The following is a 25,574-nucleotide window of genomic DNA, read 5'->3' as shown; positions in this document are numbered from 1 at the left end:
GATCTTCGCGCCGCGGAAGGAGCTGCGGCGGCCTCGCGGCGCGGGCCGCGCTTCCTGGCGCGCCGGCTGCGGACGGCGCGAAGGCGGTGGTCCGGTCCAACGCACCCAACGCCACATTGGGGCGCTTGGGCACCCACCTACGCGAGCCCCGGAACTGTCGGTGCCCACCGGTAGCGTGGAAAACGGGGGCTGCTCCGAACCGGAACACCGTGAAGGCCACCTTGAGGAACTTCAAGTTCCTCAAGGTGGCCTTCACGAAACGCCAGGAGAGCCGGGGTCAGGAACCTGGCTTGCTCCCCGTCGGGGAGAGCGGCTTCGCGCCGTTGCCGTTCGCGGGCTTGGTCGCCGGGCCGTTCTGCTTCGCGGGCGCACTGCCCGGCTTCGGCGCCGGGGCCGGCTTCGCCGCCTGAGGCGCGGGCTTGGCCGGTGCGGGAGCCGCAGCCGGAGCGGAGGCGGCAGCCGGTGCGGAAGCCGCAGCCGGTGCGGGAGCCGCAGCCGGAGCGGAGGCGGCAGCCGGTGCGGGAGCTGCAGCCGGTGCGGAAGCCGCAGCCGGTGCGGAAGCCGCAGCGGGAGCCGAAGCCCCAGCCGGTGCCGGCGCGGGAGCGGGAGCCCCAGCCGGGGCCGAGACCGAAGCCTTCACCGAAGCCGGGATCGGCGGCTGGACCACCGGAACCACCGGCGCAGCGGGCGTCGTGGCCGACTCCGCGTTCGTGTCGCCCCCGACCAGCTTCGACGCCTGCGGGATCACGGCTTCCTCGGGCAGCGTCGCCAGCTGCGTCTCGCTCCGGTTGAGGATGTCCTCCGCCAGCGCGAGGCTCTTGCGCGCCTGCTCGCGGATCTCCGCCAGCCGCTCGACCTTGCGGTTGGCCGCCGTCGTGCGCTGGGCCGCCTGGGTCGTCGCCTCGTCCAGGCGCCGCTTGGCCTCCGCCGTGGCCTCGTCCAGGCGCCGCTTCGCCTCGGCCGTCGCCTCCGCGATCCGGCGCTCCGCCTGGTTCTTGCTCGCCGTGCGCTGGTCGGCGATGTGCTTCTCCAGCGCCGCCCGCTGCGCGGCCTGGGACGCGTCGAACTCGCGCTCGATCTTCCGCCGCTTCCGCTCCGCCTCGTTGTCCAGCAGCTCGCGCCGCTGGGCCGCCTCGACGGTCAGCCGCTGGACCTCGGCCCGCGTCTCCGCCAGCGCGTTCTCGTGCTCCGAGTGCAGCAGGTCGGCCTGCTTGTCCAGCTCCGCGACGAGCTTCGAGTACCGCTCACGCAGCTTCGTCGACGCCTCGGTCGACGACGCCCACGTCTTCTCCGCGGCCGCCTCGGCGCGCTTGACGATCTCGTCCGCGCGGGCCTGGGCGAGCGTGACCGTGCGCTGCATCCGCTCGTCGAGGTCCTCGAGCCGCTCCGGCGGCTTCTTCAGCTCCTCCACGCGTGCTTCCAGAGCGGCGACCTGCTGCCGGACGGACTCGGCCTCGCGCGTCGCGGCGGCGGCCTGTGCCACCGCGGCGTCGCGCTCGCCGAGCACCCGGCGCAGCTGGGCTTCGACGTGGTCGAGGTACTGGCGGACTTCGTTGCGGTCGAAGCCGTGCCAAGCCTGGGTGTACTCACGACGGAGGGGGAGGAGGCCGTTGAGGGCGGTTGCGGCGGGGTCGCGCTCAGGAACCATGCGCCCGACCGTACCCGGGCACCCGCCGCCTCCGCCGTCCGGCTTAACGAATCACCGACACGTGTCGCGTGTCGCCGGAACGGCCGCACCCCTCGAAACGCTGCGTCACCAGTGGAAGCCGCGCGAGAGCCGCGCCAAGGCCATCGCCGCGCGCGAGAGGTGAATCTCGCCACGTCCGATCTTGAGCTTGCCCGAACCGCCCGCCGCGGTCGAATCCGGGAAGATCCGGAAACCCTGGTACGCGATCGCGTCGGTGAGCCCCGGCGTGAGCGTGTACGCCAGCCCGATCGCCTGCCCCGCCGGGGTTCCGATGTGCTTGGGCCGCTCGACGAGCGCCTTCATCACCATGTCCGCGGCCTGCTCCGGCGACTTCGTCGGGAACGCGTCGTAGATCTTCGTCGGCCGGATCATCGGCGTGCGCACCAGCGGCATGTGGATGGTGGTGAACGTGATCCCGTCGCCGTGCGTCTCGGTCGCCGCGATCCGGGAGAAGTAGTCCAGCGCCGCCTTCGACGCCGCGTACGCCGAGAAGCGCGGCGCGATGCCCTGGACGCCGATCGACGACACGTTCACGATGTGCCCGAACTTCCGCTCCGACATGTGCGGCAGCACCGCGAGGATCAGCCGCACCGCGCCGAAGTAGTTGATCGCCATCGCGCGCTCGTAGTCGTGCATCCGGTCGTACGACAGCTTGATCGACCGGCGGATCGACCGCCCGGCGTTGTTGACCAGCATGTCGATCCGGCCGTGCTCGGCCAGCATCGCGTCGACGGCCTTGTGCACCGAGTCCTCGTCGGTCAGGTCGGCCGGGTACACCGACGCCGTGCCGCCGGCGGCGACGATCTCGTCGCGCACCTCTTCCAGCTCGTGCTGGCGGCGCGCGACGAGCAGCGGGACACCACCAGCCGCCGCGACTTTGAGCGCGGTCGCCCGGCCGATGCCCGACGACGCGCCGGTGATGATCACGCGGCGGCCGTCCAGCTCACCGCGCGGGCCGTGCTTGCGGGCGCGGAACGGGTCGAGGTGCTCGCGCCAGTAGCGCCACAGCGTCGGCGCGTACTCCTCCAGCCGCGGCACGTCGACCGTGCCCGCGAGGGCCTTGCGCGTCTCGGCCGAGGAGAACACCGACGGGAACGCCATGGTCTCCAGCAGCACCGGCGGGATGCCGAACCGCTCCATCACGGCGTCGCGCGCGATGGTGACGCCGGGGATGTGCTCGGTCAGCTTGACCAGCCCGACGATCCGCTTCGAGACGCCTTCGCCCAGCTGCACGGTGATGGTCGGCGCGCCCGCGGCCCGCGCGAACGCGTTGTACACCGAAACGACCGGCTGCGGCTCGGGGTTGACCAGGTGGAAGGCGTGGCCGTCGAGCCCGGGCTTGACCACCAGCTCCAGCAGCGCCTCGGCGACGTAGTCGACCGGCACGATGTTGGTGTCGCCGAGGTCCGGGCCGACGAGCGGCAGCACGTCCGGCAGCCCGGCCAGCCGGTTGATCGCGGGGAAGAGGTAGTACGGGCCGTCGATCTTGTCCATCTCGCCGGTCTCGGAGTGCCCGACGACGACGGCCGGCCGGTACACCCGCCACGGCACCTCGTGCTGCTCGCGGACGATCTTCTCGGCTTCGAACTTCGTCCGGTGGTACGGCGTGACGAGCCGCTGGCCGGCGTCGAACATCTCCTCGGTGAAGACGCCTTCGTGGTCGCCGGCGACGGCCACCGACGACACGTGGTGCAGGCAGCCCGCGCGCAGGTCCGCGGCCAGGTCGACGACGTGCTGCGTGCCCTCGACGTTGGCCTTGACGCTGGCTTCGTCGTCGGCGGTGAGGTCGTAGAGGGCCGCGAGGTGCACGACGTGGTCGACGCTGCCGCGCAGCTCGTCGCGGTCGGCTTCGGACACGCCGAGCAGCGGCTCGGCGAGGTCGCCGGTGACGAGCGTGACCCGGTCGGAGTGCGGCCACTGGTCGACCAGCGCGGCCAGCTTGGCCCGCGAGGGCGCGCGCACGACGAGCGCCACGCGGTCGTCGTCGGGACGGGAGAGCAGCAGCCGGGTGAAGTGACGCCCGATCAGTCCGGTCGCCCCGGTCACCAAGAACGTCGCCATTGTCTTCTCACCTCTCGCCGCATCGCCCTGACCCTGGCATTCTGCTGCATCGTGACGGCACAGACCACCGCTCGGCGACGTGAAGTTACTCACGAGTAACTTAGTGGTACGCGGTGTCCCCCGTGTCTTCCGTGAGCAGCGTCTCGCCGTAGAGTAAAGTTGTCTTTACTCGACGGGAACCGCACGTCCCCGGCGGTCGTTGAACCCGATGCAGCGATGATCCACGAAGCAGCAGATCCAGGAGGATCAGGTGCGTTCCAGTAGCAACCCGGCGTTCCGCAACCTGCCCGGCGGAACCCAGACTTACGGGCAGTACGGGCCCCCGGTGGGCTTCAACCAACCCCAGGGCGGCGTGCCCGGGTACGGCCCCGGCCGGGCGACCGCCGGCGAGGGCGACCGCCCGATGACCGTCGACGACGTCGTCGTCAAGACGGGGATGTCCCTCGGCGTCGCGCTGCTCGTCGGGGTGGTCACGGCGATCTGGGCGCAGGTCCAGATCGCGGAGACCGGCCGGATCCCCGGTGCGCTCCTCGGCGCGATGCTCGGCGGCCTCATCGTCGGGCTCGTCGTCTCGCTGGTGATCATCTTCCGCCAGAAGCCGAGCGGCCCGCTGACGCTGACGTACTCGGCGGCCGAAGGCCTGTTCCTCGGCGCGCTGAGCGGCGTGTTCGAGGCGATCTACCCCGGCATCGCGCTGCAGGCGATCATCGGCACCGTGGGTGTGTTCATCGGCATGCTGGTCGTCTACAAGACCGGCGCGGTCAAGGTCACGCCCAAGCTGACCAAGTGGATCGTCGGCGCCGTCGTCGGTGCCGCGGTCCTGATGCTGTTCAACCTGATCAGCACGGTGGCGTTCGGTTTCAACCCGCTGCGCGGCGGCGGCACGATCGCCATCATCTTCAGCATCGTCTGCATCGGCATCGCGGCTTTCAGCTTCCTGCTCGACTTCGACCAGGCCGACCGGATGATCCGCGAGGGCATGCCGTCGAAGTGGGCCTGGTACACCGCGTTCGGCCTGATGACGACGCTGGTCTGGCTGTACCTCGAGATCCTGCGCCTGCTCTCGTACCTGCGCGAGTAACCTGGCTCACAGTCCCGCAGTGAAGGCGCTCCGTAATCGGCGGGGCGCCTTTTCTGTCGGTAATTCGTGCATTTGTGGACCCCGCTGCGGACCGCGCTCACCCTGCGTGTTGGATGTGCCGGTCGGTTCTTATTTCACATGTGTGAGGTTCACAGTGAGCGTTCCCCCTCCGGCCCCCGGGGGCCAGCAGCCGGTGGGTCAGCCCGATCCCTACGGTCCGCCGCCGGGCGGTCAGCCGCAGCAGCCCTACGGCCAGCCGCAGCCGCAGTACGGCCAGCCGGGTCCCTACGGCCAGCCGCCGCAGGGCCAGCCCGGACAGCCCGGCCCGTACGGCCCGCCGCCGGGGCAGTTCCCGCCGGGGCAGGGCTTCGCTCCCGGCCAGCCGGGCTTCCCGCCCGCGCCGCCGGCTCCGCCGAAGAAGTCGAAGGCCCTGTTGATCCGCCTCGTCGTCCTCGCGGTGGTCCTGGCCGTCGGCGGCACGGTGGCGTACATCAGCTTCCTGAACTCGCCCGAAAGCTCCAAGGTCGGCGACTGCCTGAAGGTCACCGAGTTCAAGTCCGGCGCCGAGCCGAGCAAGGCCGACTGCAACGACGTCAACGCGAACGTGAAGATCGCCGCCAAGCTGGACGGGTCCGGCGACCAGTGCCCCGGCACCGGGGACGGGGCCTATGACACCTACACCGTCAGCGGCCGCAGCTCGTACAAGCTGTGCCTGATGATCAACGCGAAGCAGGGCGACTGCCTGGCGAACTTCTCTTCGCAGACCCAGGGCTACAAGAAGGTCCCCTGCTCGGACCCGAGCAAGGACGCCGAGCTGGTCAAGGTCGTCACCGGCCAGGCCGACAAGAGCGTCTGCGAGGGCACCGACGCCACGCGCGTCGCGGTCTACCCGGAGCCGGCCACCACGATGTGCGTCAAGACGAACGAATAACCGCTCCACACGACGAAGGCCACCGCGCGCGAGCGTGGTGGCCTTCGTCGTGTCCGGGGTCAGGAAAGGCGCTCGATGATCATCGCCATGCCCTGGCCGCCGCCGACGCACATCGTCTCGAGGCCGAACTGCTTGTCGTGGTGCTGCAGCGAGTTGATCAGCGTCGACGTGATGCGCGCGCCGGTCATGCCGAACGGGTGGCCGACCGCGATCGCCCCGCCGTTGACGTTCAGCCGGTCGAGGTCGATGCCCAGGTCCTGGTACGACGGGATGACCTGCGCCGCGAACGCCTCGTTGATCTCGACGAGGTCGATGTCGCCGATGGACAGCCCCGCGCGCGAGAGCGCCTGCTTGGACGCCTCGACCGGGCCGTAGCCCATGATCTCGGGCGAAAGCCCGGTGACGCCGGTCGAGACGATCCGCGCCAGCGGCGTCAGGCCCAGCTCACGCGCCTTCGTGTCGGACATGACGATCAGCGCCGCGGCGCCGTCGTTGAGCGGGCAGCAGTTGCCCGCGGTGACCCGGCCGTCCGGGCGGAAGACCGGCTTCAGCCCGGAGACGCCCTCGACGGTGACGCCGGCGCGGGGGCCGTCGTCCTTCGAGACGACCGTGCCGTCCGGCAGCGTCACGGGGGTGATGTCCTTGGCCCAGAAGCCGTCCGCGATGGCCTTCTCGGCGAGGTTCTGCGACCGGACGCCGAACTCGTCCATCTCCTCGCGCGTGACGCCCTTCAGCCGCGCGAGGTTCTCCGCGGTCTGGCCCATCGCGATGTAGACGTCGGGGACGAGCCCGTCCTGCCGCGGATCGGTCCAGCTGCCGGTGCCCGACTCCGCCGTTGCCTGAGTGCGCTTCTCGGCCTCGGCGAACAGCGGGTTGTGGGTGTCCGGCCATGAGTCCGAGCTGCCCTTCGAGAACCGGGACACGGTCTCGACGCCGGCCGAAATGAAGACGTCGCCCTCGCCGGCCTTGATCGCGTGGAACGCCATCCGGGTGGTCTGCAGGCTGGAGGAGCAGTAGCGGGTGATCGTGCACCCGGGCAGGTGGTCGTAGCCGAGCTCGACGGCGACCGCGCGGCCCATGTTGAACCCGGACTCGCCGCCCGGCAGGCCGCAGCCCAGCATCAGGTCGTCGATGTCGGCGGGGTCCAGTTGCGGCACCTTGGCCAGTGCCGCCTGGATCATCTGCACGGTCAGGTCGTCGGGCCGCATGCTGACCAGCGAGCCCTTGTTGGCGCGCCCGATCGGCGAGCGCGCGGCGGAGACGATGACGGCTTCGGGCATGACGGACACATCCTCGTATCGGCTGTCACTAAGCGGTTGCTCACATACTGCCGCGTGGCGGGCCCGGGAGAAAGCCGAAGCCGGTGTGAGCTTCCCCGGAGGCTGGCAGGATCGTCCGGGTGGGGACCGAAGACGGCGTGCTGCGAACCAGGACGATCGTGCTGTGGAGTGCCGGCCTGCTGCTGGTGGCCGCGGTCGCCGCCGCGCTGCTGCTCGTCCTGCTCGGCGGTGGCCGTCCGGAGGACTCCGCCCGGCTGGACGCGCTGAAGACCGCCGCCAACATCGTCGTCGGCACCGGGGGTGCCGCCGCCCTGCTGCTCGCCGCGCGGCGGCAGCGCTCGGCCGAGCTGGACCTCGTGCAGAAGGACCACGACGCCACCGAGCGCCGCGTCACCGAGATCTACGGCAAGGCCGCCGACCAGCTGGGCAGCGACAAGGCGCCGGTCCGCCTCGCCGGCCTGTACGCCCTCGAACGGCTCGCCGGCGGATACGAAGAGCACCGGCAGACGATCGTCAACGTCCTCTGCGCCTACCTGCGGATGCCGTTCGAGAAGCCCGACGAGGACCTCGAGGAGCTGCAGGTCCGCAAGACCGCCCAGCGGATCCTGCTGCTGCACCTGCGTCCCGGGTCCGCCGAGCGGCCGGACGGCGGCTTCTGGCCGGACATCGACCTCGACTTCTCCGGGGCCACGCTCGTCGCGTTCACCCTCACGCACTGCTCGATCCGGTCGATCACCTGCTACGGGACGCGGTTCTCCGGACCGGCGTCGTTCCGCGGCACCGAATTCCGCACCAAAGCCGACTTCAACAAGGCGAACTTCGACGATCGCGCCGATTTCCGCGGCACGGTTTTCACTGACGGTTGCGAATCCTTCAACGGCGCCGTTTTCGCTGGTCCTGCCGTTTTCGGCAAGAAGTCGACGGCTCGGCTCGCCGGGGCGGAGGCGCGAAAGGGGTTTTCCAGAACCTGGCCACCGGGGTGGGAAGAACGTCCGATCGCCGATCGCGGGGACCGGGTGAAATTGACACGAAAAGACGAACCGGGGCAACCGGCGGGCCGATAGGATCGTCCCAGCAAGTGAACGCCGTCAAGCCACGGCACAGGAGGTGAAGTGGCGATGATCACCGACCGGGCCGCCTACTGGCTGTCCACGACCCCGCGGACGGGGTGTCGCACGGTGTCCGGCGCCGGGCGGAACCTCCGGGACGGGATGACGGCTCAGCGTGCGGCGGCCCTCGGGCCGGTATCGGCGTAGACGCGCGGCTTGGTGGCCGCCTCCGGTCTCCGCCGGGCGGTCCGACCCCGCGCTCGCGACCCGTCACTCCTGGCGCGCACCCGGACGACCGCCCGGGCCCGGCCGCCCACGAGTGGACAACGCCACCGGTGGGCCGTTTAGGCTGGTGTCCGTGGAGTACGCAGAGCACATCGCAGACCTCGTGGGCAACACCCCCCTGGTCAAGCTGAACTCGTTGACCAAGGGGCTCAAGCCGCTCGTGCTGGCCAAGGTCGAGTACCTGAACCCGGGTGGCTCGGTCAAGGACCGGATCGCGCTGCGCATGATCGAAGCGGCGGAGCGCTCCGGCGAGCTGCGTCCCGGCGGCACGATCGTGGAACCGACGTCCGGCAACACCGGCGTCGGCCTGGCCATGGTCGCCCAGCGCAAGGGCTACCAGTGCGTGTTCGTCTGCCCGGACAAGGTCAGCGAAGACAAGCGCAACGTGCTCAAGGCGTACGGCGCCCGCGTCGTGGTGTGCCCGACGGCGGTGCCGCCCGAGCACCCCGACTCCTACTACAACGTCTCCGACCGGCTGGTCCGCGAGATCGACGGCGCCTGGAAGCCCAACCAGTACGCCAACCCGCAGAACCCCGAAAGCCACTACCTCTCCACCGGCCCCGAGCTGTGGAAGCAGACGGACGGGAAGATCACCCACTTCGTCGCGGGCGTCGGCACCGGCGGCACGATCTCCGGCACCGGCAAGTACCTCAAGGAGGTCAGCGACGGCGCCGTGCGGGTGGTCGGCGCCGACCCGGAGGGCTCGGTCTACTCCGGCGGCAGCGGGCGCCCGTACCTGGTCGAAGGCGTCGGCGAGGACTTCTGGCCGGACACCTACGACCGGAACATCGCCGACGAGATCATCGCCGTCTCCGACGCCGACTCCTTCGACACCACGCGGCGGCTCGCGCTGGAGGAGGGCCTGCTGGTCGGCGGCTCCTGCGGGATGGCCGTCGCCGCCGCGCTGAAGCTCGCCGAGCGGCTCACCGAGGACGACGTCGTGGTCGTGCTGCTGCCCGACGGCGGCCGCGGCTACCTGACGAAGGTGTTCAACGACACCTGGATGTCCTCCTACGGCTTCCTGCCGCCGGACTCCTCGGGCGCGACGGTCGCCGACGTGCTCACGAAGAAGAGCGGCTCGCTGCCGGACCTGGTGCACTCGCACCCGAACGAGACGGTCGCCGAGGCCATCGCGATCCTCTCCGAGTTCGGCGTCAGCCAGATGCCCGTGGTCAGCGCGGAGCCGCCGGTGATGGCCGCCGAGGTCGTCGGCGCGGTCAACGAGCGTGACCTGCTGGACGCGCTGTTCACCGGCAAGGCGCAGCTGGCCGACCGGCTCGAGCAGCACATGTCCCCGCCGCTGCCGACGATCGGCGGCGGCGAGCAGGTGAGCTCCGCGATGAAGGCCCTGGAAGGTGCCGACGGCGCGCTCGTGCTGGTCGACGGCAAGCCGGCCGGGGTCGTCACGCGGCACGACCTGCTCGGGTTCCTGGCCGGTCGCTGACCGAACCCGAAGACATCCATATCGGCGGACCCGGCAGGGGCGTTACGAGCGCCCTGCCGGGTGATCCGATAGCGTGGACGTGAGTAGAACACTTTCGCGTCCTCGTCAAGGGGGTTCAAGACCCACATGAGTGCACCGCAGCCGCCGAACCAGCCGTGGGGTGGCGGCCAGCCACCTCAGGGCCCGCCGAGTGGCCCCCAGCCGCAGCAGGACGATCCGTTCGGCAGCCCGGAGCCCACCCAGGTCGTGCAGCCGAGCCAGCCGCCGAGCGGTTCCCCGTTCGGGGAGACGCCGGAGCCGACGCAGGTCGTCCAGCCGGGTGACGGCGGGGCGGGCGCCACCCAGGTGGTCCAGCCGGTCGACGCGAACGCGACCCAGATGGTGCACCCGGTCGGCGGTCCGGTCGCGGAGTCCACCCAGCTGGTGCCGCCGGGTTCCCAGCCGCCGGCGATCCCGTACACCCCGCCGCCGAGCGCGGCCGACAACCCCGCCGCGGCGTTCGGCCAGCAGCAGGGCGGCTTCGGCCAGCAGGGTGCGTACGGCCAGCCCCCGCAGCCCGGGTACGGGCAGCAGCCGGGCTTCGGGCAGCCCGCCCAGCCGCAGCAGGGCTTCGGCGGTCCCGGGTTCGGCGGCCCGCAGCAGCCGGGCTTCGGCGGCCAGCAGCCCTTCGGCGCCGCTCCGGCGCCGGGCGGCAACGCGCAGTTGTTCGGCTACATCGCGGCCGGCCTGCTGGCGGTCTTCGGCCTGCTCGCGCTCGTGTTCTTCTTCGTCGACATGTTCGACTCGAACTTCACCGACTACTCCGACGCGGTCAGCAAGGCCACCGACCAGGAGATCCAGGCGGCGAAGGACGCCAACCGGTACATCTCCCCGGGGCTGCTGAACATCTACTACATCGCCGTCCTGGTGGGGGCGCTCGCGACGCTCGCCGCGGCGGTGTTCACGTTCCTGAAGAACAAGATCGCGTCCTTCCTGGCCGCCGGCGGCGGTTTCGTGCTGCTGCTCGCCGGGATCCTGATCATGCTCGAGCTCAGCATCGACCTGCCGAGGGGCATCGACCTGAAGTTCGGCAACGGCCAGGCGCTCTACCTCATCGCCGGCGTCTTCGTGCTGGCGATCGGGCTGCTGGGGCTCCTCCCGCAGACCGCGCCGTTCGTCGGCCTCGGCGGTGGCGCCGCGCCGGGCGGGCCGCAGGGCTTCGGCGGTCCGCAGCAGGGTTTCGGTGGACCGCAGCAGCCGGGCGGCTTCGGCCAGCCGGGGCAGCCCGGCCAGGGCTTCGGCCAGCCGCAGCCGGGGTACGGCCCGCCGCCGGGGTACGGCCAGCCGGGCGGACCCAACCCCTCCAGCGGCGGTTTCCAGCAGCCGCCGCAGCCGGGCGGGTTCGGTCAGCCGGGCGGACCCAACCCGTCCAGCGGCGGGTTCCCGCAGCCGTCGAGCGGTGGCTTCCCGCAGCCGGGCCAGCCGCCGCAGCCGGGCGGGTTCGGCCAGCCGCCGCAGGGCTACCCGCAGCAGCCGGGGCAGCCGCCGCAGGGCTGGGGCACGCCGCCGGGCCAGCAGGGCCCGCCGAGCGGCGGGTTCGGCCAGCCCGGTCAGCCGGGCCAGCCGCCGCAGCAGTGGTGACCTGAGACGCGCTTTCGTGCCCCGGAGCCGATTCGGCTCCGGGGCACGTTGCTTTTCCGCGCCGGACACCCCATTGTCCGAAGAGGACAATGGGCCGGGTAGCGCACTCGCGGTAATCGCGTGACAGCATTTCTGCCACTACCGCACATAAATGATCTTGGGTTCCGCCGTCCGGCCGAATTCCTTTCTTTTTCCGGCCTGTTCACGCCGATCCCGACTAGGGTGAGCGCCGTCGCTCGCGCTCGTCGATGGGGGAGTTGTGCCCGGTCCGCACGGATATCCGGTCTCGCATTCGCATTCGTATTCATCGAATCGGCCATCCGGAGTAACGGCGGTTCTCGCCGCGGTGCTCGGATTGCCGGCCGCGGTCGCCGCGGGGTACGTGCCGGTCAAGATCTTCCTCGACATGCCCGCCGAATTCAGCCTCGGCGCCCTGCCCGGCTGGGTGCTGACGGACCTCGCCGGCTACCTCGTCGCCGGCCTCGTGCTCCTGCTCGGTTCGCTGGCGACGCTGTTCCGCGCGACGGCGGGCGCCGTCCTGCTGGGCCTCGGCGCGCTGCTGGCCGTCGGCGCGCTCCTGACCGAGCCGCTGTCGGTCGGGGTGCCGCCGGCCCGGTTCGCCGACGCGATGTTCACCCACGGCGGGTTCGCCATGGTCGACCGCGTCGGCCTCGCCGCGCTCTCGGTGCTCGTGCTGGTGCTGGCGTTCCTGCCGCCGACGTTCCGGTACCTGCGCTACCGCACGCCCACGCTGCCGGTCCTGTCCGGTCAGGGCGCGTACTCGTCGCGGAGTTGGTGAGTGGACGTCACGGCCCCGCCCAAGCCCGGTGCGGCGACCGCGCTCGCGGCCGGGGTGCTCGCCCTGATCGGCGGGCTGTGGTTCCTGCTGGGCATCTTCTGGGCGAGCCTCGTCCTGGGTTACGGCCAGTCGGACGTGCTCGTCCCCGGCCAGATCACCGACGTCGTGGTCGGCCTGCTGCTCCTGCTCGGCGGAGGCTCGCTGCTCGCGCGCGTGGAGGCGGGCCGGGTGCTGTGCCTGACCGCCGCGGTCCTCGCGCTGGTCGCGCTGATCGTCGGCATCGTGCTCCGCTACCAGCGGATCCTCTTCCTCGTGGGCGGCCCCACGGGCATCGACCCCGATGTGCCGCGCGCGATCGTCGTGGTGGCGCCGTGCGTGGTCCTGCTGGTGCTCGCGGCCCTGCCGGCCACCCGTGGGTGGACACGGCGATGAGATCCATCCCACCTGACGGGAATGCCGGGGGCGGCCCGTACGCTGAACCGATGGTGGACGACTACTCCGTACTGGGTTTCGAGACGCGCGCGATCCACGCCGGTCAGAAGCCCGACCCCCGCACCGGCGCCGTGATCGTGCCGATCTACCAGACCTCGACCTACGCGCAGGACGGCGTGGGCGGGACCCGCGAGGGCGACTACGAGTACTCGCGCACCGCGAACCCGACCCGCACGGCGCTGGAGGAGGCGCTGGCCTCGCTGGAAGGCGGCCGGCACGCGCTGGCCTTCGCGTCCGGCATGGCGGCCTCCGACGTGGTGCTGCGCAGTACCCTGCGCCCCGGCGACCACCTTGTGCTCGGCAACGACGCGTACGGCGGCACGTTCCGGCTGATCGACAAGGTGCTCAGCCTGTGGGGCGTGGAGCACACCGTCGCCGACCTCGCGGATCTCGACGCGGTGCGCGCGGCCATCCGGCCCGAGACGAAGCTGATCTGGTGCGAGTCGCCGACCAACCCGATGCTCGGCATCGCCGACATCGCCGCGCTGGCCGGTGTGGCGCACGAGGCCGGCGCCCGCTTGGTGGTCGACAACACGTTCGCGACCCCGTACCTGCAGAACCCCCTGGCCCTGGGCGCGGACATCGTCCTGCACTCGACGACGAAGTACCTCGGCGGCCACTCCGACGTCGTCGGCGGCGCGGTCGTCACGAACGAGGACGAGCTGCGCGAGCAGTTCTTCTTCCTGCGCAACTCCGCGGGCGCGGTCCCGGGGCCGTTCGACGCCTGGCTGACCCTGCGCGGCATCAAGACGCTCGCCCTGCGCATGGACCGGCACAGCGACAACGCCGAGCGCATCGTGCAGGCGCTGGTCAACCACCCCAAGGTGGCGAAGGTCTACTACCCGGGCCTGCCGGAGCACCCCGGCCACGAGGTCGCGGCCAAGCAGATGCGCCGCTTCGGCGGGATGGTCTCGTTCAGCCACGCCGACGGCGAGGAAGCGGCGCTGGAGGTGGCGTCGCGCACGAAGCTGTTCATCCTCGCCGAGTCGCTGGGCGGCATCGAGTCGCTGATCGAGCACCCGGGCAAGATGACCCACGCGAGCACGGCGGGCTCGACCCTGCAGGTCCCGGCGGACCTGCTGCGCCTGTCGGTCGGCATCGAGGACGGCCGCGACCTGGTCGACGACCTGCTGGCTGCCCTCGGCTGAAACAACCCCAATGTGGCGTTGGGTGCGCTCAACGCACCGAACGCCACATTCGGTGCGTCAGACGCACCCAACGCCACATTGGGGCGCTTGGGTCAGCCGAGGTCGAGGCCGCCGCCGTAGAGGCGGTCCACCCGGAGCTTGATGACGACCCGCTGGTCCTCGACCATGTTTCGCAGGAACGCGGCTTCGTCCTCGGGGTCGCTGAACGGCGCCTGCATGGCGAGCAGCTCCCGGCCGGTCTCGTCGCCGGGGACCGAGCTGACCGGGGACACCTCGGCCAGCCCCTCGGCGATCGCGAAGGACATGCGGTCGTCACTGCTGACATAGAGCGACGCGCGCGGGTTGCGGGCGAGCTGGCGGACCTTGGCCCGCCCCAGCGTCGACCCCACCCGCACGACGCGTTCCGCCGGGTCCCACGCGTAGGCGACGGTGGACACGTGCGGGTGACCCGCGCGGTTCACGGTGGCCAGCGCGCCCAGGCTGTGGGCACCGAGCAGGCGGCTCACCGCTTCTTCGGTGGGCTTGGCGGGGCCAGGCCCCCGGCCCGGCTCGTAAACGGTCTGTGTCATGCCGTTGATCATCGACGACCCCGCACCGGCCGCGGAAGAAGGCACATCGCCGTGCCAGGGGAACATCGGGGTAACACCGCAGGCAGCGAACCCGGCCGGCGAAACTTTTCTCAGGGGTTGTAGTTGCCGTGCACGACGCCGCCGCTCTTCGGGGTGCCGTTGGACGGCAGGCTCGAGCCGTCGACGCAGCCGCCGACCAGCTCGACGTGGCTGTCGTGGCGGATGTACTGGGCCGGGCCGCAGCTGGCGCTGTCCACGGTGAGGTACGCCGCTCCGGTGAGCGCGGCCGCCGACGCCAGGCCGATCACGAGCGGGAGCAGGCCGGCGGAGCGGGTGGCGCGAGCCCGTCGGGCCGTCTTCGCGTCGTTCCCCGATGCCATGGTTGCTCCTTGTTTACCGCGTGTTGACGCGACCCAGGGTACCCGGCTCGCGGTCCGGTCAACCTGAGGAGTTCCTGAGTGGCATCATCCCGGCCATGGAACTCGTCACCCTCGAGCGGATCCGCGCCGCCCGGGAGCTCCTCAAAGGAGTGACCCGGGTGACGCCGATGGAGCACGCGCGCGACCTGCGCAAGCTCCACGGCGGCCCGGTGCACCTGAAGTGCGAAAACCTGCAGCGCACCGGGTCGTTCAAGATCCGCGGCGCCTACACCCGCATCCACGGCCTCACCGAGGACGAACGCGAGCGAGGGGTCGTCGCGGCCAGTGCCGGCAACCACGCGCAGGGCGTCGCGCTGGCGTCGTCGCTGCTCGGCATCCGGTCCACCGTCTTCATGCCGCTGCGGGCCCCGCTGCCGAAGCTCGCCGCGACCCGCGGGTACGGCGCCGACGTCCACCTCCACGGCGCGCTGCTGGAGGAGACCCTCGCCGCGGCGATCGAGTTCGGCGAGCGGACCGGGGCGGTGTTCATCCACCCCTTCGACCACCCGGACGTCATCGCCGGCCAGGGCACGGTCGGCCTCGAGATCCTCGATCAGGTGCCGGGGGTGAAGACCGTCCTGGTCGCCACCGGCGGCGGCGGGCTGGTCGGCGGGGTCGCGTCGGCGGTGAAGGCACTGCGCCCGGACGTCCGCGTGGTCGGTGTCCAGGCGGAGGAGGCCGCGGCGTACCCGCCGTCGCTGGCCGCGGGCGCGCCGGTGCGGCTGGGCCAGACCGCCACCATGGCCGACGGGATCGCCGTCGGCGAGCCCGGCCTGGTCAGCTTCGCGCACGTCGAGTCGCTGGTCGACGACGTCGTGACGGTGACCGAACAGTCCCTGTCCCGTGCGGTGCTGCTCTGCCTGGAGCGGCGGAAGCTGGTGGTCGAGCCGGCCGGCGCCGCGCCGGTCGCCGCGCTGCTGCAGCACGTGGGCGCGTTCGAGCCGCCGGTCGTGGCCGTCCTGTCCGGCGGCAACGTCGACCCGGTGCTGCTCCTGCAGATCATCCAGCACGGCATGACGGCGGGCGGCCGTTACCTGCGCCTGCGGCTGCGGGTCCCGGACCGGCCCGGCTCCCTGGTCGGCGTGCTGTCCTGCGTCAGCGAACTGGGCGCGAACGTGCTCGACGTCGAGCACTCGCGCATCTCGGGCACCCTCGACCTCGGTGAGGCCGACGTCGAGCTCGCCCTGGAAACCCGCGGCCCGGAGCACTGCAAGGAGGTCGAGGTCGCCCTGACGAACGCTGGTTACACGGTCGTCTGAGGTGCCTCGCCGGTGATCGCCGCCAGCGCCAGGTCCTTGGCCGGTTCCGGGACGTCGGCGGGGGCGGTGAAGCGGCGGGCCCGGATGTGGGCGAGGAGGTCCGGGTCCGGCGGCACCCCGTGTTCTCGCAGGTAGTACGCCACCGCGCCGGGCCAGGCCCAGGCGCCGTCGGTGCGGAAGTTCATCGGGACCGCGTCCGTGCGCTCCGGCGCGAACGCGTCCGGGCCGTTGCTGCGCGAGGCCAGGATGACCGGGCCCGCGTCGAGGTACGCCAGCACCCGCTCGGCCTCCGCCGGGGCGAGCGGCTGACGGCGGATGAGCGGCCGCCCCGACGCGTCCAGGCCGTCGTAGATCCGCGGCGTGCGGACTTCCCCGCCGGCGGCCGGCGGGGTCAGCCCGGCGCGCTCCCGCAGCCACCCGGGGATGTGCTCGTCGGCGCGCGGGAAGAACCGCAGCTCGTCCTGGAACCCGATCGGAGGCGGCGGCCGCCGGAACGGCGGTTCGAGGTCCGGCCGCACGAAGTCGACGTCCGGCGCCTGCCCCGGCTCGAACACGAGGATCGCGCCCAGCCAGGTGCCCAGGCCGGGCTGGTACATACCCGACCGCAGGACGCCGAGCAGCCGCACGGCTTCCGGGTGCGGCGACGCCGGCCGGGGCACGCCGTCCGGCCCGGTCACCAGCAGGTCGGTCTCGACGTGCCGGCCCGCGGCGCGGTATTCGACCCGCAGCTGCCGCCACCCCGGAGGCAGCTGGGCCGTCAGCACCGCGCCGATCTGCCGGACCAGCTCGCGCTGCTGGTCCGGTCCCGGCGGCTGGTTCATCTACCGGATCCTTTCGGGCGTCGGGTGGCTCACGTCGTGTGCTCGCCGACCCACGAGCCGGCGAGGAGGTTCGCGGGCAGGTACTCCGACTCGACCTCGATGGTGACGCCCGCGTCGCGGGCCAGGCACGCGATGGCCAGCGGCCCGAGCGCGACGTACCCGCTCGGGTTGTTCCGCTCTTCCTCCGTGGACCAGTAGCGCCGGTGCAGCTCCAGGGCGTTGTAGAGGGCGTCGTTGAACTTGGCGTCGTCCCGCTGGGTGAGGTGGTAGAACATCTCGATCGGCGGGTAGTAGCGCTGGAGGACGGCGTCCGGGTCGAGCTGCCGGAGCCCGGCCGGGTCGGTGCCGGCCATCGCGTTCAGAATCTGGTCCACGAGACCTTCGCCGCGCGTCCAGTACGTCTGCAGCGCGCCCACCCACGAGTAGACGAACTCGTCGTACTCGATCGTGGACGCGCGCAGCAGGTCCTGCGGGATCGAGGCGAGCAGGTCGATGCGCGGCCGTTCCCGGCAGATCATCGCCAGCCACAACGCGTCCAGCCACATGGTCGCGTTGCCGTACATGTTCGGCCCGACCGCCGCCCGGCGGAGGGTTTCCTCGCCGAACCGGAACTCGATTTCGCCTTCGGTCCGGCTCGTCGCGAGGAACAGGGCCGCGCCCGCCTGCATGGCGCGCACGGTCGCTTCCCACGTGTCGAGCCAGGCCGCCCGCGGATCGCCGATCAGGCGGAGCCCCAGCTCTTCGAGGGAGCGGGTCATCGCGAGGCGCAGGCCACCCGTGTGGGGGCTCTGCACGATCACCATCGGGAGCTTCCCGAGTCCCTGTTCGAGGGTCTTGAGGCGCTGTCCGGCGGCCGCCTCGTCGACCGGGTGCCTGCTGACGCTACGCACGATCTCCCCTGTCGTCGTTCATCGGGTCGTGACGCTCATGTCGAAGTGCTTGAGGTTGTAGCCACCGTACACGGGCTTTTTCACCGGTTTCCCGTTCTCCATGACCGGCTGTCCATCGGTTCCGACCACGACTTCTTCGCGAACCCTGGCCTTCGCCACCGAGTAGTCCAGCTGACCGAGCTCCTTGGCCATTTCCAGGTCGTCGGCGAGCGCCTGTTCCGCGGGCGTCCCGTTCTTGCGCATGTTCGCGATGACGCTGTCGACGTAGAGCGGGTGTCCTTGTTCGTAGTTGGTTTTCCCGTCGACGCCCTTTCGGGTGCCGAGCTCGGCGTTCGGGCCCTTCGCCTCGACGATCACGTGCCGGGTCTCGCCGGTCGTCCGGTCGGTGACCGCGTAGATCTGGTCGAACCGGCCGGCGCCGGGCTTCTCCCCGCCACCTGGACGGGTGTTGTCCCCGTGGATCTCCGGGTCGGGCAGTTCCTTGACGTCGTACCGCTCGGGCGGGTACCGGTCGGCCACCGCGTCGCTCGCGGCGTGCTCGCCGAGCTCTTCGCCGTAGTCGGTCCGGGCCTTGTGCGCCGCCGCGCGCTGTTCCTCCAGCTCGTCGGTCAGCGTTCCGGCCTTGCGGTGCTCGACGTAGTCCTTCTCGACGTCCCGTGCGTGCGCGTTCGCCTGGGCCCGCTCGTCGATGAGCTGCTGCGCCCGGTCCTTCTGCGCCTGCGTGGCCTTGTGCTCGACCTCCGGGATGTCCTCCCGGTACTGCGCGGGGACGTAGTCGTCGGACTTCGTCTCGAACCGGTCGCCCAGCTCCTTGTCCGTGTCTTCCCGGATCTTCTCGACGCGCTCGCCGTTGTGGTCGTACTGCTCGGCGTTCTTGCGCTTGAACTCGCCGTTGGTGTCCGGCCCGTCGTAGTACTTGTTGCGGTAGTGGAGGTCGTTGATCTTTTCCTTCATCGACGCCGGCGGCTGCCGCGTCTCGATTTCGACCGGCGCGGCGGGAATCGGCCGCCGCCCGCGTTCCACGGCGTCGTCGGCGTCGATGTCGTGCTTGTGCGACTCGTGCGTGTCCGGGGTGAAGCCGTCCTCCCCGGCGGGGTGCACGGAGCCGTCCGGGTGGTGGGTGTTCCACTCGCCGTCCGGCGGGATCCGCGGCCGCATCCGGCCGTCCGGCCCGATCTCGTAGTCGGAGGAGAAGACCCGGCCGTGCGAGTCGGTCCACGCGGGCTTCGTCGGCGCCATGACTTCGGTGTCGAGTTCCCGTGAGAGCCGGTGAGCGAAGTCGTTGGAGCTGGCGTCGCACCCGATGAGCCGAATGGGCCGGCCGTCGTAGTCGCCGTTGCGGCGCAGGATGTCGGCGAATTCTTCGGGGGTGTAGAGCCGGTTGCCGATCCGGGCGTGCCCGTCCGGGGTGACGTGGACGTCGACGGTGTAGCGCCCGTCGGCGTCGGGCCGCACCCGGTGTGGCAGGTCGCCCATTTCGGGGTCGCCGGCGTGGTAGGAGCTGCCCGACGGGGTGCTCTCGGCGTGCCGGGCGTTGACCTCGTCCGGGGTGAGGGGCCCGGAGTCGCCGTGGTGCGGCGGGGTGCCGTCCGGGCCGTTTTCGTGGGGGCCGTTTTCGTGGGGGCCGGGCCCGGACGCGGGGTCGTGCGGGCCGCCGGGTCCGTTGTGGCCAGGTCCGCCGGAGCCGGCGTGGCCTGGGCCGGTGCGGCCTGGGCCGCCGGGTCCGTTGTGGCCGGGTCCGCCCGGAGCTGTGTGGCTGGGGCCGGCGTGGCCGGGCCGGGTGACGGGGCCGGGGGCACGGGTGTCGGGGCCGTGCGTGCCGGGGCCGAAGCCGCGGGCAGCCGGCGCGGGGGTGTCGGGCGTGCGCGGACGCGGACGGCCTTCGGGCAGGTCACCGCCGGGGCGGGGCCGTCCGGGCGCGTCGACGTGCGGGGTGCGGGCCCCGGGGCTGCCCGGGGTACCGGTCCATCCGGCACCACCGCCGGTGCGCGGCGAACCACCACCGAAACCGCTGCCGCCGGGTGCCCCACCGGGCGGCATGCCACCGCCCATCATGGGCTGGCCACCCTGAGGCGGGATACCGGAGGCGGCACCGTCCCCACCACGCGGGGACGGGAACTGGGTCCCGGGATCCCCGGTGCGCGGAGCGGTCGGCGCGGTACCGCTGGCAGCGGTGGTCCCATCGACCCGCGGCGGCGCGGCACTGCTGGGGGTGTCGGTGCCGGGGTGAGTGCCGGGCGCATCGGCGCGTGACGCGGGTGCCGAGCCGGAGTGCGCGGGGCTGCCACCGTTGGCGTGACTGGGTGAGCCGGAGTGCACCGGACTGTTGTCCCCGGAGCGCGACGGACTCGAGTCTCCCGCACGCGAAGGCGCGGGGGTGGGGTCGCCTGCGTGGGAGGGCGGGTTGCCGCCGCCGCGGGCGGGACTGGAGTCACCCGCGTGAGAAGGCGAACCATCGCCGCCGCGGGTGGGCGAGGGATTGCTGTCCCCCGCGTGCGAGGGAGTGTTGTCCCCGGCGCGGGCGGCGAAGGAGTCGCCGGCGTGGGAGGGGGTGTTGTCCCCGCTCCGGGTGGCCGACGGGCTCGAGTCGCCCGCGTGCGAAGGCGCGCGGGAGGGTGGGGCGCTGGAGTCGCCTGCGTGCGAAGGTGAACCGCCGTTGTGCCCGGCGCGCGAAGGCGCGCTCTCGCCTGCGTGGGTGGGTGAACCGCTGTCGCCGGCGTGCGAAGGCGCGCTCTCGCCTGTGCGCGAAGGCGAACCGCCGTTGTCCCCGGCGCGCGAAGGTGCACTCTCGCCCGCGTGGGTGGGTGAACCGCTGTCGCCGGCGTGCGAAGGCGCGCTCTCGCCCGGGTGGGCGGGCGAGGAATCCCCGGCATTCGAGGGCGCCCCATCCCCGGCCCCGCTGTCGCCGGAGCGGGCGCGGGATGTGCTGTCGCCCGACCGCGCCGCCGATGGTTCGCCGTCCGCGGAGGGCGAACCGTCCTCGCCGTGCCCCGAAGGCGAGTCCCCGTCGTCCGCGTGCGAAGGCGCGCTTTCCGCGTCCCGGCCGGAACCCGAGTCGGCGTCCGGCGAGTCCGCGTCGCCGTGGGCCCGGGCGTGCACTCCGCCGCCCTCTCCCTTGGAAACCCGGTGGACGAAGCCGCCTTCCTTGACCTTCAGCCCGTCCAGGCCGCTGACCTTGCCCAGTACCTTGCCGAAGACCTTGGCGATCTTCTCGAAGATGTCGACCAGCTTCGACAGCAGCGGCGACACTTTCCGGATCGTGTCGGTCAGCTTCTTGAGCAGCTCGCCGATCTTCTTGCCCCACTTGGCGATCGCGGCCGTCGCCTGCGCCACCACCACCGGTGTGCCGAAGCCGAGGGAGAAGACCTCCTCCATCACCCACGCGATGAGCTTGCCGACCAGGTCCGCGATCAGCTGCCGGACCGTCTCGCGGACGAACGACACGACCTGGCCCATGATCATCGTGACCGTGCTGATCGCGCCCGCCACCGTCGCCGCGCCCGACAGTGCGTCCGAATGCTCCGCCGCGAAGGCCCGGTAGGAGTCCGCGCCCGCGCCGGTCCAGCCCGTCGTCCCGTTCTTGACCGCGTTGTCGAAGTCGGTCTTGCGCTCGCCCAGCGCCTTCGAGACGTTGCCCCACGTGTCCGCGTAGGACTGGATCACCGGCGGGTTGCCCGCGACGGAGTCCAGCATGTCCTTCAGCGGCTGCACGTGCTCCATCAGGAACGACGCCACCGACGACATCAGGTACCCGAACGGGTCGATCGCCGCCCCGGCGATCTCGCCGGCCAGGCTGAGCATCCCCAGGCCGCCGGAAACCCAGTCGCCGTCCTTGATCCCGTTGAACGCGTCCATCGACGACTCGGCGATGCCGATGCCGCCCGCCCAGCCGTAGTCGCCGTTGCCCGCCGTGAACGCCCCCGGCCCGTCCGGGTCCTTCTTGGACTCCGCGACGAGCGGGTTCCCCTCCGGCATCACACGCCGCCCGCGGAGGAGTTCAGGTCGTCGGCGACGCCCGTCTCGTACGTGCGGTAGGCCGCCGCGGCCTCGCGCACCTTGCCCGAAACCGCCGTCATCGCCTGGACGGCGTCCTTCAGCGCGTCGATCCCGTACTGCTCGACCGGGTCGAGCATCATCCGGAACGGCTGGCAGAGAATGCCGTACGCGTCGGTCGGCATGCTGACCTGGTTCGCCGCGTCGACGGCCTGCTGCAGCCCGTCACCGATGGCGTCGAGCTGCTTCGCGTGCGCCGTGAGGTCGGTGCTGAGTTCCACGTCTGCCACGGTTTTCCCCCTCAGGAAAGAATCGGTCCGCCGAAGTCGTCGTCATCGTCGTTGCCGGCCGGACGGCGGCGCCGCGGCGGTTGCTGCTGCGGTGGTGGCGGCGTCCGCGGTGGCGCCGGCGGAGGCGGCTCCTCGGTGTCCTCCGGCAGGAACCGGCGGACGCGGTCGGGTTCCGGGAACGCCGGCTCGGCCTCGGGTGGCGGCTCCGGGAAGGTGCTCCGCGCCTCGCGGACGATCTCGGCCGCGGCCTGGTCGCCGGTGCCGGTGGTCTCGGTCATGGCTTGCTGCAGCAGCTCCGGGATCCGCGCCTGCGCCCGCTGGACCAGCTGCATCACCTGCGCCGACACCTCGGCCATCCGCTTGCCGGCCGCCGTCTCGGCGATGACCAGGTTCTTCAGCAGCCCGCGCGAATCGACGGTCACCTGGACCGTGCCGTCCTTCGACCGCTCGGTGACCGTCTGGCCCTGCATGCGATCGGCCAGCGCCTGGTACCGGGCGGCGTTCTCCTCGAGCCGCTTGGTCCAGTTGTCGATCATCGCGTCGCTGGCGTCGATGCTGTCCGGCATCCCGGCCCCTCCTCTTGAGCTTCTCCACACTGACGGATCCGGGCCGCCCGCGGTTCCCGAATCACGTCAAAGGCCACCATAGGGGACCCGGAGGTCCCTCATGGTGGCCTTCGCCGAGAAGTGTCAGAGGTTGCCTCGGCGCTCCTGTTCACGCTCGATGGCCTCGAACAACGCCTTGAAGTTGCCCTTGCCGAAGCCGAGCGAGCCGTGCCGCTCGATCAGCTCGTAGAACACGGTCGGGCGGTCGCCGATCGGCTTGGTGAAGATCTGCAGCAGGTAGCCGTCCTCGTCGCGGTCGACCAGGATGCTGTGCTCCTTGAGCACCTCGATCGGCACGCGGACGTTGCCGATCCGGGCCCGCAGTTCGGGGTCGTCGTAGTAGGAGTCCGGGGTGTCGAGGAACTCGACGCCGGCGGCGCGCATCGCCGTCACCGTGGCGATGATGTCGTTGGTGGCCAGCGCGATGTGCTGGCAGCCCGCGCCGTCGTAGAACTCGAGGTACTCGTCGATCTGCGACTTCTTCTTCGCCACGGCGGGCTCGTTCAGCGGGAACTTGACCCGGTGGTTGCCGTTCGAGACGACCTTGCTCATCAGCGCCGAGTACTCGGTCGCGATGTCGTCGCCGACGAACTCCGCCATGTTCACGAAGCCCATGACGCGGTGGTACCAGTCGACCCAGTAGTCCATCTTGCCGAGCTCGACGTTGCCGACGCAGTGGTCGACGGCCTGGAACAGCCGCTTCGGCGCGCCTTCGGGCCGCTTGATCGTGCTCTCGCGCGGCTCGTAGCCGGGCAGGTAGACGCCGTTGTAGCGCGACCGGTCGACCAGCGAGTGGCGGGTTTCGCCGTAGGTCGCGATCGCGGCCATGCGGACGGTGCCGTGCTCGTCGGAGACGTCGTGCGGCTCCTCGAGGATGGTCGCGCCCTGCGCGCGGGCGTGCTCGACGCACTTGTCGACGTCGGTGGTCTCCAGCGCCAGGTCGATGACGCCGTCGCCGTGCTTGCGGTGGTGGTCGAGCAGCGGCGAGTCCGGCTTCACGCCACCGGTGATGACGAACCGGGCGGAGCCGGACTTCAGCACGTAGGACTTGCGCTCGTAGACGCCGGTCTCCGGGCCGGAATACGCGACGAGCTGCATCCCGAACGCGATCTGGTAGTACCAGGCGGTCTGGGTGGCGTTGCCGGCGATGAACACCACCGCGTCCATGGCCTTGACCGGGAAGGGGTCGGTCGAGGCGTCATGGTCGACGAGGCCGACGAGCTGACGCAGCTGGTCGTAGCTGACGTCGTCGAGGGCGGCCTGCGGTTCGGCAGTCTGGGTCATACCTCGAAGGATCGGCTTGCGGGGCAAGATGTGCAATGGTCGAAGATTTTGCTGGGCAAGATGACCAGTGTCTGCCCGAGTTCGGCGGTCATCATGGACAATCTGTGCATGCCGGAGAACTTGGATGCCCTGGACGCGCGCCTGCTGCTGTTGCTCACCGATTCGCCGCGGCTGGGCGTGCTGGAGTGCGCGCGCCGGCTCGGCGTCGCCCGCGGCACGGTCCAGGCGCGCCTCGACCGCCTGACCGAGCGCGGCATCCTCGGCGGCTTCCCGCCGGAGCTGGACCTCGCGGCGATGGGCTACGGCCTGACGGCGTTCGCGGTGCTGGAGATCGCGCAGGGCCGCCGGGCGGAGGTGGCGGAGGCGTTGTCGGCGATCGACGAGGTGTGCGAGGTCCACGCGACGACCGGGCAGGGCGACCTGTTCGTCCGGATGGTGGCACGCGGCAACGACGACCTGCAGCGGGTGATCGACGAGGTCGTCGGCGTCCCGGACGTGCTGCGGACGTCGACGTCGATCGCGCTGTCGACGCCGGTGCCGCCGCGGGTCCGCCCCCTGCTGGAGCGGACCGCGCGGGGCTGACGCGGAGCTTTCACGTGAAAGCTCTCTCTTAAGCCTCGTCGATCACGTGGGCCAGGTAGCGCTTGGCCGAGCGCTGGACGACCTCGTAGCCGTCGGTGCGCACGATCCGGTCCCACCACGCGCCGTAGATCGCCTCGAACTGGTAGCCCGCGAGGAGCTCCGCCGCCCGGCGGACGACGTGCGGCCGCTCGGGGATGAGGTTCGGGTAGCTGTACATGAAGCCGACGTGCGTGCGGTCGGGGATCACCTGCACGATGTCGCCGGACAGCAGCGCGCCGCGGCCCTCCTCGCCGTCCGGCCAGTGCAGGACCGTGCCGCCGGTGAAGTGCACGCCCAGGTTGATCAGGCGCAGGTCGTCGGCGACGTCGAGGGTCGTGCCCGACCACAGCTTCACCGCCGGGTCGGGCCTGCCGATCCACTGCTCGTCGGCCTCGTGCAGGTAGATCGGCACGTCGAACGCGTGCGCCCACTCCACCATCGTCGTGTAATAGTGCGGGTGGCTGATCGCGATGCCGGTGATGCCACCCAGGTCGCGCACCTGCTGGACCAGCGCGTCGTCGAGGTACGCCGCACAGTCCCAGAGGAAGTTCCCGGACCGCGCCCGCACCAGCAGGGCGCGCTGCCCGATCGCGAACCCCGGCGTCGAGCCGACGCCGATGATGCCCCGCCCCTCCTCTTCGACGCGCGGGGTGTAGTCACCGCTCGCCCGGAGGGTTTCGAGGTTCGTCCACCGCTGCCCGGACTGCGGGACGTACTGGCGTTCGTCCTCGCAGACCGGGCAGTTGTCCCGGGCCACGGCGTACTGCATGCCGCAGGCCTGGCAGATGGGTTCCGTGCTCACAACTCAGTCCTCCCAGAATGTGGATCCTGGGAGAACACGCTAGCCGCGACTGTGCCGATGGTGACCAATCCGACCACAGCCACGGCCGCACGGCTTCGTGGTAATGGTGGCGTGCCGCTCGGAGGGGCGGCCTACTTTGGCCGA

Annotated in this window: 23 protein-coding genes; 11 read left to right on the top strand and 12 right to left on the bottom strand. The window is 71.2% G+C overall.

Annotated elements, in window-relative coordinates:
- Window positions 1-277 precede the first annotated feature (277 nt).
- Both AB0G28_RS38750 and AB0G28_RS38745 read right to left on the bottom strand, forming a co-directional pair.
- Window positions 278-1,648, bottom strand: a complete 1,371-nt coding sequence (locus tag AB0G28_RS38750; RefSeq protein ID WP_361101414.1) for a cell division protein DivIVA — start codon at window positions 1,646-1,648, stop codon at window positions 278-280.
- 105 nt (window positions 1,649-1,753) lie between these two features.
- The gene (locus tag AB0G28_RS38745; protein WP_361101411.1) at window positions 1,754-3,748 is read right to left on the bottom strand and encodes an SDR family oxidoreductase; all 1,995 of its coding nucleotides are present in this window, start codon (window positions 3,746-3,748) and stop codon (window positions 1,754-1,756) included.
- Window positions 3,749-3,998: 250 nt separating this feature from the next.
- Between AB0G28_RS38745 and AB0G28_RS38740 the strand changes: the two genes are divergently transcribed.
- Entirely contained in the window at window positions 3,999-4,829 is an 831-nt protein-coding gene (locus tag AB0G28_RS38740; RefSeq protein ID WP_361101408.1) for a Bax inhibitor-1/YccA family protein, read from the top strand.
- Window positions 4,830-4,983: 154 nt separating this feature from the next.
- Window positions 4,984-5,760, top strand: a complete 777-nt coding sequence (locus AB0G28_RS38735; protein WP_361101405.1) for a hypothetical protein — start codon at window positions 4,984-4,986, stop codon at window positions 5,758-5,760.
- Window positions 5,761-5,819: 59 nt separating this feature from the next.
- Here AB0G28_RS38735 and AB0G28_RS38730 read toward each other — a convergent pair whose 3' ends face one another.
- A complete protein-coding gene (locus AB0G28_RS38730) occupies window positions 5,820-7,040 on the bottom strand; it encodes an acetyl-CoA C-acetyltransferase (RefSeq protein WP_361101402.1) in 1,221 nt (406 codons plus the stop codon).
- A gap of 119 nt (window positions 7,041-7,159) precedes the next feature.
- On the opposite strand from AB0G28_RS38730, the gene AB0G28_RS38725 reads away from it, so the two are divergent.
- The 7 genes from AB0G28_RS38725 (at window position 7,160) to AB0G28_RS38695 (ending at window position 13,877) form a co-directional block, all read left to right on the top strand.
- Window positions 7,160-8,104, top strand: a complete 945-nt coding sequence (locus AB0G28_RS38725) for a pentapeptide repeat-containing protein (protein ID WP_361101399.1) — start codon at window positions 7,160-7,162, stop codon at window positions 8,102-8,104.
- A 48-nt stretch (window positions 8,105-8,152) separates the two neighbouring features.
- Window positions 8,153-8,296: a hypothetical protein gene (locus AB0G28_RS38720; RefSeq protein ID WP_361101396.1), complete on the top strand. Its 144-nt coding sequence runs from the start codon at window positions 8,153-8,155 to the stop codon at window positions 8,294-8,296.
- A gap of 151 nt (window positions 8,297-8,447) precedes the next feature.
- Window positions 8,448-9,818: a cystathionine beta-synthase gene (locus AB0G28_RS38715; RefSeq protein WP_361101393.1), complete on the top strand. Its 1,371-nt coding sequence runs from the start codon at window positions 8,448-8,450 to the stop codon at window positions 9,816-9,818.
- Between the two features lie 126 nt (window positions 9,819-9,944).
- Window positions 9,945-11,438, top strand: a complete 1,494-nt coding sequence (locus AB0G28_RS38710) for a hypothetical protein (protein ID WP_361101390.1) — start codon at window positions 9,945-9,947, stop codon at window positions 11,436-11,438.
- A 346-nt stretch (window positions 11,439-11,784) separates the two neighbouring features.
- Window positions 11,785-12,237, top strand: coding sequence for a hypothetical protein (locus tag AB0G28_RS38705; protein WP_361101387.1), 453 nt, complete (start codon window positions 11,785-11,787; stop codon window positions 12,235-12,237).
- Window positions 12,238-12,669, top strand: a complete 432-nt coding sequence (locus AB0G28_RS38700) for a hypothetical protein (protein WP_361101384.1) — start codon at window positions 12,238-12,240, stop codon at window positions 12,667-12,669.
- 50 nt (window positions 12,670-12,719) lie between these two features.
- On the top strand, window positions 12,720-13,877 hold the full coding sequence (locus AB0G28_RS38695; RefSeq protein WP_361101381.1) for a cystathionine gamma-synthase: 1,158 nt from the start codon (window positions 12,720-12,722) through the stop codon (window positions 13,875-13,877).
- Between the two features lie 92 nt (window positions 13,878-13,969).
- Here the strand turns inward: AB0G28_RS38695 and AB0G28_RS38690 are convergent, their stop codons facing one another.
- Together AB0G28_RS38690 and AB0G28_RS38685 are read right to left on the bottom strand one after the other, a co-directional pair.
- The gene (locus tag AB0G28_RS38690; protein WP_361101378.1) at window positions 13,970-14,446 is read right to left on the bottom strand and encodes a TIGR03618 family F420-dependent PPOX class oxidoreductase; all 477 of its coding nucleotides are present in this window, start codon (window positions 14,444-14,446) and stop codon (window positions 13,970-13,972) included.
- A 110-nt stretch (window positions 14,447-14,556) separates the two neighbouring features.
- Window positions 14,557-14,826, bottom strand: a complete 270-nt coding sequence (locus AB0G28_RS38685) for a hypothetical protein (protein ID WP_361101375.1) — start codon at window positions 14,824-14,826, stop codon at window positions 14,557-14,559.
- A gap of 95 nt (window positions 14,827-14,921) precedes the next feature.
- Here AB0G28_RS38685 and ilvA point away from each other — a divergent pair, with 95 nt between their 5' ends.
- Window positions 14,922-16,124: a threonine ammonia-lyase gene (gene ilvA / locus AB0G28_RS38680; protein WP_361101372.1), complete on the top strand. Its 1,203-nt coding sequence runs from the start codon at window positions 14,922-14,924 to the stop codon at window positions 16,122-16,124.
- Here ilvA and AB0G28_RS38675 read toward each other — a convergent pair.
- From AB0G28_RS38675 to hppD, 6 genes are all read right to left on the bottom strand, one after another.
- Window positions 16,109-16,945 (bottom strand): ferredoxin, encoded by an 837-nt coding sequence (locus AB0G28_RS38675; protein ID WP_361101369.1) that lies wholly within the window; start codon window positions 16,943-16,945, stop codon window positions 16,109-16,111. The two genes, ilvA and AB0G28_RS38675, sit on opposite strands and share 16 nt — an antisense overlap.
- A 29-nt stretch (window positions 16,946-16,974) precedes the next feature.
- Window positions 16,975-17,835 carry an immunity 49 family protein gene (locus AB0G28_RS38670; RefSeq protein ID WP_361101366.1) on the bottom strand — a complete coding sequence of 287 codons (861 nt, stop codon included), beginning with the start codon at window positions 17,833-17,835 and terminating at the stop codon, window positions 16,975-16,977.
- Between the two features lie 18 nt (window positions 17,836-17,853).
- The gene (locus tag AB0G28_RS38665; RefSeq protein ID WP_361101363.1) at window positions 17,854-21,810 is read right to left on the bottom strand and encodes a hypothetical protein; all 3,957 of its coding nucleotides are present in this window, start codon (window positions 21,808-21,810) and stop codon (window positions 17,854-17,856) included.
- Window positions 21,810-22,118, bottom strand: coding sequence for a type VII secretion target (locus tag AB0G28_RS38660; RefSeq protein WP_361101360.1), 309 nt, complete (start codon window positions 22,116-22,118; stop codon window positions 21,810-21,812). The genes AB0G28_RS38665 and AB0G28_RS38660 overlap by 1 nt, the downstream gene beginning before the upstream one ends.
- A gap of 11 nt (window positions 22,119-22,129) precedes the next feature.
- Window positions 22,130-22,684, bottom strand: a complete 555-nt coding sequence (locus AB0G28_RS38655) for a YbaB/EbfC family nucleoid-associated protein (protein WP_361101357.1) — start codon at window positions 22,682-22,684, stop codon at window positions 22,130-22,132.
- 123 nt (window positions 22,685-22,807) lie between these two features.
- Window positions 22,808-24,007, bottom strand: coding sequence for a 4-hydroxyphenylpyruvate dioxygenase (hppD, locus tag AB0G28_RS38650; protein WP_361101354.1), 1,200 nt, complete (start codon window positions 24,005-24,007; stop codon window positions 22,808-22,810).
- Window positions 24,008-24,115: 108 nt separating this feature from the next.
- Between hppD and AB0G28_RS38645 the strand changes: the two genes are divergently transcribed.
- Window positions 24,116-24,589, top strand: coding sequence for an Lrp/AsnC family transcriptional regulator (locus AB0G28_RS38645; RefSeq protein WP_361101351.1), 474 nt, complete (start codon window positions 24,116-24,118; stop codon window positions 24,587-24,589).
- A gap of 28 nt (window positions 24,590-24,617) precedes the next feature.
- On the opposite strand, the gene AB0G28_RS38640 is transcribed toward AB0G28_RS38645, so the two are convergent.
- Window positions 24,618-25,430: an MBL fold metallo-hydrolase gene (locus tag AB0G28_RS38640; RefSeq protein WP_361101348.1), complete on the bottom strand. Its 813-nt coding sequence runs from the start codon at window positions 25,428-25,430 to the stop codon at window positions 24,618-24,620.
- Window positions 25,431-25,574: the final 144 nt, after the last annotated feature.

This window comes from Amycolatopsis sp. NPDC021455 (genome assembly GCF_040640995.1).
Classification (GTDB): Bacteria; Actinomycetota; Actinomycetes; order Mycobacteriales; family Pseudonocardiaceae; genus Amycolatopsis.
This window is presented reverse-complemented; position numbering and strand designations above follow the sequence as displayed.

Excerpts from the sequence above, each read along its gene's own strand:
- AB0G28_RS38750 (WP_361101414.1), bottom strand. The coding sequence starts at position 1,648 with ATGGTTCCTGAGCGCGACCCCGCCGCAACCGCCCTCAACGGCCTCCTC.
- AB0G28_RS38745 (WP_361101411.1), bottom strand. The coding sequence starts at position 3,748 with ATGGCGACGTTCTTGGTGACCGGGGCGACCGGACTGATCGGGCGTCAC.
- AB0G28_RS38730 (WP_361101402.1), bottom strand. The coding sequence starts at position 7,040 with ATGCCCGAAGCCGTCATCGTCTCCGCCGCGCGCTCGCCGATCGGGCGC.
- AB0G28_RS38710 (WP_361101390.1), top strand. The coding sequence starts at position 9,945 with ATGAGTGCACCGCAGCCGCCGAACCAGCCGTGGGGTGGCGGCCAGCCA.
- AB0G28_RS38695 (WP_361101381.1), top strand. The coding sequence starts at position 12,720 with ATGGTGGACGACTACTCCGTACTGGGTTTCGAGACGCGCGCGATCCAC.
- AB0G28_RS38690 (WP_361101378.1), bottom strand. The coding sequence starts at position 14,446 with ATGACACAGACCGTTTACGAGCCGGGCCGGGGGCCTGGCCCCGCCAAG.
- AB0G28_RS38685 (WP_361101375.1), bottom strand. The coding sequence starts at position 14,826 with ATGGCATCGGGGAACGACGCGAAGACGGCCCGACGGGCTCGCGCCACC.
- ilvA (WP_361101372.1), top strand. The coding sequence starts at position 14,922 with ATGGAACTCGTCACCCTCGAGCGGATCCGCGCCGCCCGGGAGCTCCTC.
- AB0G28_RS38675 (WP_361101369.1), bottom strand. The coding sequence starts at position 16,945 with ATGAACCAGCCGCCGGGACCGGACCAGCAGCGCGAGCTGGTCCGGCAG.
- AB0G28_RS38665 (WP_361101363.1), bottom strand. The coding sequence starts at position 21,810 with ATGCCGGAGGGGAACCCGCTCGTCGCGGAGTCCAAGAAGGACCCGGAC.
- AB0G28_RS38655 (WP_361101357.1), bottom strand. The coding sequence starts at position 22,684 with ATGCCGGACAGCATCGACGCCAGCGACGCGATGATCGACAACTGGACC.
- hppD (WP_361101354.1), bottom strand. The coding sequence starts at position 24,007 with ATGACCCAGACTGCCGAACCGCAGGCCGCCCTCGACGACGTCAGCTAC.
- AB0G28_RS38645 (WP_361101351.1), top strand. The coding sequence starts at position 24,116 with ATGCCGGAGAACTTGGATGCCCTGGACGCGCGCCTGCTGCTGTTGCTC.